The organism is Streptomyces fuscigenes (assembly GCF_021556455.1).
Taxonomy (GTDB): Bacteria; Actinomycetota; Actinomycetes; order Streptomycetales; family Streptomycetaceae; genus Streptomyces; species Streptomyces fuscigenes.
This window is the reverse complement of record NZ_JAKGCV010000315.1, coordinates 1-6,477: the sequence shown is the minus strand read 5'-3', so window position 1 is coordinate 6,477 and position 6,477 is coordinate 1. Positions and strand designations below refer to the sequence as shown.

Here is a 6,477-nt window from a genome sequence, read left to right as displayed (position 1 = left end):
GGGGCCGCGCCGCCGCCCGGCCCCCCGTACGCCCCCGTGGACGGCCCCGGGTACGGCGCCGGGACTTGGAGCCCGGGCGCCCCGGGGCCCGCGTACGGCCACGGGCCGCCCGGCCCGGGCGCCTCGGGCCCGGGCCCCGTTCCGGTCGTCGCCATCGTCTTAGCGTGCGGGCCCGGTCAGCGGCCGCGCAGCGAGCGGTACAGGGCGACGAGCCCGGTCGTCGAGGAGTCGAGCCCCTCGGCGGACTTCTCGCCGGTCAGCACGGGCTCGATGTTCTTGGCGAGCACCTTGCCGAGCTCCACGCCCCACTGGTCGAAGGAGTCGATGTTCCAGACGGCCCCCTGCACGAACACCTTGTGCTCGTACAGCGCGATGAGCTGCCCCAGCACCGACGGGGTCAGGTCGGGCGCGACGATCGTCGTCGTCGGGTGGTTGCCGCGGAACGTCTTGTGCGGCACGAGGGCCTCCGCGACGCCCTCGGCACGGACCTCGTCGGGCGTCTTGCCGAAGGCCAGGGCCTGCGTCTGCGCGAAGAAGTTGGCCATCAGCAGGTCGTGCTGGGCGACCAGGTCGCCCGGCAGCTCGGCGGAGGGGCGGGCGAAGCCGATGAAGTCCGCCGGGATCACCTTCGTGCCCTGGTGGATCAGCTGGTAGTAGGCGTGCTGGCCGTTGGTGCCGGGGGTGCCCCACACGACCGGGCCCGTCTGCCACTCGACGGGCTTGCCGTCGCGGTCCACGGACTTGCCGTTGGACTCCATCTCCAGCTGCTGGAGGTAGGCGGTGAACTTCGACAGGTAGTGGCTGTACGGGAGGACGGCGTGGGACTGCGCGTCGAAGAACGAGCCGTACCAGACGCCGAGGAGGCCGAGCAGCAGCGGCACGTTGGAGGCGGGCGGCGCGGTGCGGAAGTGCTCGTCGACGAGGTGGAAGCCGTCGAGCATCTCGCGGAAGCGGTCCGGGCCGATCGCGATCATCAGCGAGAGGCCGATGGCCGAGTCGTACGAGTAGCGGCCGCCGACCCAGTCCCAGAACTCGAACATGTTGGCGGTGTCGATGCCGAAGTCGGAGACCTTCTCGGCATTGGTGGACAGCGCGACGAAGTGCTTGGCCACCGCGTCCTGCCCGGCGCCCAGCTCGTCGAGGAGCCACTTCCTCGCGGAGGTCGCGTTGGTGATCGTCTCGATCGTGGTGAAGGTCTTCGACGCGATGATGAACAGCGTCTCGGCGGCGTCGAGGTCGCGCACCGCCTCGTGCAGGTCGGCGGGGTCGACGTTGGAGACGAAGCGGACGGTCAGGTCGCGGCGCGTGAACGTCTTGAGGACCTCGTAGGCCATCGCCGGGCCGAGGTCGGAGCCGCCGATGCCGATGTTGACGACGTTCTTGATGGGACGGCCGGTGTGGCCGGTCCAGGCGCCGGAGCGCACCCGCTCGGAGAAGTCCGCCATCTTGTCGAGGACGGCGTGCACGGCGGGCACGACGTTCTCGCCGTCGACCTCGATGACCGCGTCGCGCGGGGCCCGCAGCGCGACGTGCAGGACGGCGCGGTCCTCGGTGGTGTTGATCTTCTCGCCGCGGAACATGGCGTCCCGCAGCTCGGCGACGCCGGTGGCCTTGGCCAGGTCGCGCAGCAGCGCCAGTGTCTCGTCCGTCACCAGGTGCTTGGAGTAGTCCAGCCGCAGATCGCCGACCTGCGTCGTGTACTCCGTGCCGCGCGCCGGGCGCGACGCGAACAGATCCCGCAGATGCGTGTCGCCCAGCTGTTCGCGGTGCTTGCCCAGCGCGGCCCACTCGGGCAGCTGGTTGAGCCTCGTACGCGCCCCGGTTGCGTTCATGTCGGACATCAGCCCACTTCTTCTCGTGCTCGATGCGTGCCCCTGTTCGGACCCCAACCTAATTGATCAGGCCGGCGGCCGAGGGACCGGCGGGCACGAACGCGTCCGGCCGGTCGCCCGAGGGCGGCCGGCCGGTACCGTCACGTCAGATCTCGCCGCGGAGCTTCGCGAGTGCCTCGGCGAGGATCGCCTCGCCGTCCGCGTCGCTGCGCCGCTCGCGCACGTACGCCAGGTGCGTCTTGTAGGGCTCGGTGCGCGGCGGGTCCGGCGGGTTGTCCTGGTCCTGCCCGGCCGGGAACCCGCAGCGCGGGCAGTCCCACGTCTCGGGGACCTGAGCGTCGCTGGCGAAGCTCGGCTGGGTCTCGTGCCCGTTGGAGCACCAGAAGGAGATGCGCAGGCGGGGCGCGGACTCGCCGCGCTCGGCCTCGCCCATCGGCCCCGCTCCGACCCGGCTCCCCCGGATCGCGTTGCCACTTGCCACGGTCGTAACTCCCTGCGTGATGGTGCCGCAAAGCATCGAACGGCAGCTCCGCTGCCGGGCGCCCCGATGGCCGGGCGCCCCAGTGTACGTAAGGCCCAACGCGCGTCCAGTTACGGGAGTTACCCCCTGCGCCGGGCGCGGAACCTCATGATAGGCCGCGTCCGGCAGGGCGGAACCCGCCCGCGCTCAGCCCTTGAGCTTGATGATCAGGCCCAGGGCGACGATGCACGCCACCCACATGATGGCCACGAACACCGTGATGCGGTCGAGGTTGCGCTCCGCGACCGACGAGCCGCCCACGGACGACTGCATGCCGCCACCGAACATGTCGGAGAGGCCGCCGCCCTTGCCCTTGTGCATCAGCACCAGCAGCATCAGCAGCAGGCTGAAGACGATGAGGGCGATCGAGAACCCCAGAACCACGGCTGAACCAACTTCCTCGGACGGGTGGAATATGAAAGGGAGAACGAACCGAAAGTAACGGAAACGAACGGTACGGCTGACCGACGACTGACACCAGACCGGCAGCCGGACCGCGTGCGCCGCACGTCATCGGTGACGCGCGGCGCCCGCAACGCACTGCGGGGGCCCGCCGCCGGACGTCTCCGCCCGTGGCCGGCCCCCGCAAGGGTACGACGGATCGGTGCTACCGCACACTCACCGTTCGTCGATGCACTCGATCACTGGTCGCGGAAGCGCACGATCTTGACGTACTCGTCCGTGTCCAGCGACGCGCCGCCCACGAGGGCGCCGTCGATGTCGGGCTGCGCCATGATCCCGGCGACGTTGCCCGACTTCACGGAGCCGCCGTACTGGATGCGGACCTTGTCCGCGACGTCCTGCGCGTACAGCTCGGCGATCTTGGCGCGGATCGCGGCGCACACCTCCTGGGCGTCGTCGGCGCCGCAGGTCTTCCCGGTGCCGATGGCCCACACCGGCTCGTACGCGACGACGAGCGTCTCGGCCTGCTCGGCCGTGACGTCCTTCAGGCCGCCCTCGACCTGCGCGAGCGTGTGCTCGACGTGGCGGCCCTCCTCGCGGACGGCCTCCGGTTCGCCGACGCACAGGATGGGGGTCAGGCCGTGCCGGTAGGCCGCCTTGACCTTCGCGTTGCACTGCTCGTCGGTCTCGCCGTGGTACTGGCGGCGCTCGGAGTGGCCGACGACCACGTACGAGCACTTCAGCTTGGCGAGCATCGGGCCGGAGATCTCCCCGGTGAACGCCCCGGAGTCGTGCGCGGAGATGTCCTGGGCACCGTACTTGATCTTGAGCTTGTCGCCGTCGATCAGCGTCTGCACGGACCTCAGGTCGGTGAACGGCGGCAGGACGGCGACCTCGACGGCCGCGAAGTCCTTGTCGTTCAGCCCGAAGGCGAGCTTCTGCACCTGGGCGATGGCCTCGAGGTGGTTGAGGTTCATCTTCCAGTTGCCCGCCATGAGGGGCGTGCGGCCGGTGTTCTCGGGTGTTGCGGTCATGGGAAGGTCAGTCCTCCAGTGCGGCGAGGCCGGGCAGCGCCTTGCCCTCGAGGTATTCGAGGCTGGCGCCGCCGCCGGTCGAGATGTGGCCGAAAGCCGACTCGTCGAAGCCCAGCGTCCGCACGGCGGCCGCGGAGTCGCCACCGCCGACGACGGTGAAGGCGGACGAGTCGAGCAGCCCCTGGGCCACGGCCCTGGTGCCCTCGGCGTAGTCGGGGTGCTCGAAGACGCCCATCGGGCCGTTCCAGAAAACGGTGGCCGCGTCGGCGAGCTTCGAGGCGTACAGGGCGCAGGTCTCCGGGCCGTTGTCGAGGCCCATCTTCCCGGCGGGCATGGCGTCCGCGCGGACGGTCTCCGGGTGCGTCGGCACCTTGGCCTTGAGGTCCGGGAACTCGGCGGCGACCAGGAGGTCGACGGGGAGGACGAACTCCACGCCGCGCGCCTCGGCCCGCTTCAGGTACTCCTGCACCGCGGGGATCTGGTCCTCCTGCAGCAGCGAGGAACCGACCTCGTGGCCCTGCGCCTTGAGGAAGGTGAAGGCCATGCCGCCGCCGATGAGGATGCGGTCGGCCTTCTCCAGGAGGTGGTCGATGACGCCGAGCTTGTCGGAGACCTTCGCACCGCCGAGCACCACCACGTAGGGGCGCTTGACGTCCTCGGTGAGCTTCTTGAGGACGCCGACCTCGGTGGCGATGAGGAGGCCGGCCGCGTGCGGGAGGCGCGCGGGCAGGTCGTAGACGGAGGCCTGCTTGCGGTGCACCGCGCCGAAGCCGTCGCCGACGTAGACGTCCGCGAGTTCGGCGAGCCGGTCGGCGAACGCGCCGCGCTCGGCGTCGTCCTTGGCGGTCTCGCCGGGGTTGAAGCGCAGGTTCTCCAGGACGGCTACCTGGCCGTCCTGGAGGCCGCCGACGACGCCGCGGGCCGAGTCGCCGACGGTGTCCGTCGCGAACGCCACGTCCTGGCCAAGGAGTTCGCCGAGGCGGGCGGCGGCGGGCGCCAGGGAGAAGGCGGGGTCCGGTGCGCCCTTGGGGCGGCCCAGGTGCGAGGCGACGATCACGCGCGCGCCGGCCTCGGCGAGGCGGGCGACCGTCGGCTGGACGGCCCTGATGCGGCCGTCGTCGGTGATGGTGGTGCCGGACAGGGGCACGTTCAGGTCGGCGCGGACGAACACGCGCTTGCCGCGCACGCCGTCGCCGTTGGCAAGAAGGTCCTCGAGCGTCTTCATCGTCTTCGTCGTCCTCGTCGTCTGCGTCGTCTGCGTCTGCGTCGTCCGCGTCGTCACGTCATCGGGACGGCCGTCGGGCTGCGGGCCCCTCAGGGCCGCCGACAGGCCGCAGGGCCCGTACGCCGCGCCACTGCGCGGGCCGGGCCCTGGGCTCGTTCCGTACGGATCAGAGCTGGTTGCCGACGAAGACCGTGAGGTCGACGAGGCGGTTGGAGTAACCCCACTCGTTGTCGTACCAACCGATGATCTTGACGCTCTTGCCCTGGACCATGGTCAGGGAGGAGTCGAAGGTGCAGGACGCCGGCCAGTTGACGATGTCCGAGGAGACGATCGGGTCCTCGGTGTACGAGAGCAGGCCCTTGAGCTGGCCCTCGGCCGCCTTCTGGAACGCGGCGTTGACCTCGTCCTTGGTGACCTCGCGCTCGACCTCGACGACGAGGTCGGTGACGGAGCCCGTGGGCACCGGCACGCGCATCGCGAGACCGTCGAGCTTGCCGGCGAGCTCGGGGATGACCAGCGCGGTGGCCTTCGCGGCGCCCGTGGTGGTCGGGATGATGTTCTCGGCCGCGGCGCGGGCGCGACGCAGGTCCTTGTGCGGGAAGTCCAGGATGCGCTGGTCGTTCGTGTAGGCGTGGACCGTCGTCATCAGGCCCTTGACGATGCCGAAGTTCTCCAGGAGGACCTTGGCCATCGGCGCCACGCAGTTGGTGGTGCAGGACGCGTTGGAGATGACGTGGTGCTGGGCCGCGTCGTACTTCTCGTGGTTGACGCCCATCACGATCGTGATGTCCTCGTCCTTGGCCGGAGCCGAGATGAGGACCTTCTTGGCGCCGCCCGCGATGTGCTTCTCGGCGTCGGCCTTCTTCGTGAAGATGCCCGTCGACTCGATGACGATGTCGACACCGAGCTCGCCCCACGGGATGTCCGCCGGGTTGCGCTCGGACAGGACCTTGATCGTGTGGCCGTCCACCGTGATGGTGTCGGCGGTGTTGCTGACCTCGGCCTTGAGACGGCCCAGGATGGTGTCGTACTTCAGCAGGTGGGCCGTGGTCGCGGTGTCACCCAGGTCGTTGACAGCCACGATCTCGATGTCCGCACCCTGCTCCAGCAACGCGCGGAAGTAGTTACGCCCGATGCGGCCGAAGCCGTTGATGCCTACGCGGATCGTCACGAACCGATCTCCTCGTTGGTACGCCGCGCGCCCAGGCGCCCGGCGAGCTGTATGGGATGTCCCCGACCGTCTACGACCCTACCGCCCCCTGCCTCGCGCCGTGACATCAGAGGGGCCCCGGACCCCGGGTAACAGGGCCGCGCTCACCTGGGCGCGCGCCCCGCCGAATGTGCCGGACTCGCCCCGGCCTGTCCGCGGGTGGCGCGGGTCCCGGCTCCGGCCCCTGAGGCCGGGGCGCGGGCGGGGTCCGCTCCGGGTGCCACCGGCCGTTCGGGGCACGGCGGCCCGGAGCC

General features: G+C 70.4%; 6 protein-coding genes. All 6 read right to left on the bottom strand.

Annotated elements, in window-relative coordinates:
* Positions 1–176: 176 nt before the first annotated feature.
* Positions 177–1,832 carry a glucose-6-phosphate isomerase gene (pgi, locus tag L1885_RS21025; RefSeq protein ID WP_235798724.1) on the bottom strand — a complete coding sequence of 552 codons (1,656 nt, stop codon included), beginning with the start codon at positions 1,830–1,832 and terminating at the stop codon, positions 177–179.
* 145 nt (positions 1,833–1,977) lie between these two features.
* Positions 1,978–2,265 carry an RNA polymerase-binding protein RbpA gene (locus L1885_RS21020; RefSeq protein ID WP_061919431.1) on the bottom strand — a complete coding sequence of 96 codons (288 nt, stop codon included), beginning with the start codon at positions 2,263–2,265 and terminating at the stop codon, positions 1,978–1,980.
* Positions 2,266–2,499: 234 nt separating this feature from the next.
* The gene (secG, locus tag L1885_RS21015; RefSeq protein WP_235798722.1) at positions 2,500–2,736 is read right to left on the bottom strand and encodes a preprotein translocase subunit SecG; all 237 of its coding nucleotides are present in this window, start codon (positions 2,734–2,736) and stop codon (positions 2,500–2,502) included.
* Positions 2,737–2,993: 257 nt separating this feature from the next.
* A complete protein-coding gene (gene tpiA / locus L1885_RS21010) occupies positions 2,994–3,749 on the bottom strand; it encodes a triose-phosphate isomerase (RefSeq protein WP_235798723.1) in 756 nt (251 codons plus the stop codon).
* A 46-nt stretch (positions 3,750–3,795) separates the two neighbouring features.
* On the bottom strand, positions 3,796–5,013 hold the full coding sequence (locus L1885_RS21005) for a phosphoglycerate kinase (protein ID WP_235798721.1): 1,218 nt from the start codon (positions 5,011–5,013) through the stop codon (positions 3,796–3,798).
* 166 nt (positions 5,014–5,179) lie between these two features.
* A complete protein-coding gene (gene gap / locus L1885_RS21000; protein WP_235798720.1) occupies positions 5,180–6,184 on the bottom strand; it encodes a type I glyceraldehyde-3-phosphate dehydrogenase in 1,005 nt (334 codons plus the stop codon).
* Between the last annotated feature and the right edge of the window lie 293 nt (positions 6,185–6,477).

Bases quoted from the DNA above. Each gene is read 5' to 3' on its own strand.
- L1885_RS21005 (WP_235798721.1), bottom strand. From the start codon at position 5,013: ATGAAGACGCTCGAGGACCTTCTTGCCAACGGCGACGGCGTGCGCGGC.
- pgi (WP_235798724.1), bottom strand. From the start codon at position 1,832: ATGAACGCAACCGGGGCGCGTACGAGGCTCAACCAGCTGCCCGAGTGG.
- L1885_RS21020 (WP_061919431.1), bottom strand. From the start codon at position 2,265: ATGGGCGAGGCCGAGCGCGGCGAGTCCGCGCCCCGCCTGCGCATCTCC.
- tpiA (WP_235798723.1), bottom strand. From the start codon at position 3,749: ATGGCGGGCAACTGGAAGATGAACCTCAACCACCTCGAGGCCATCGCC.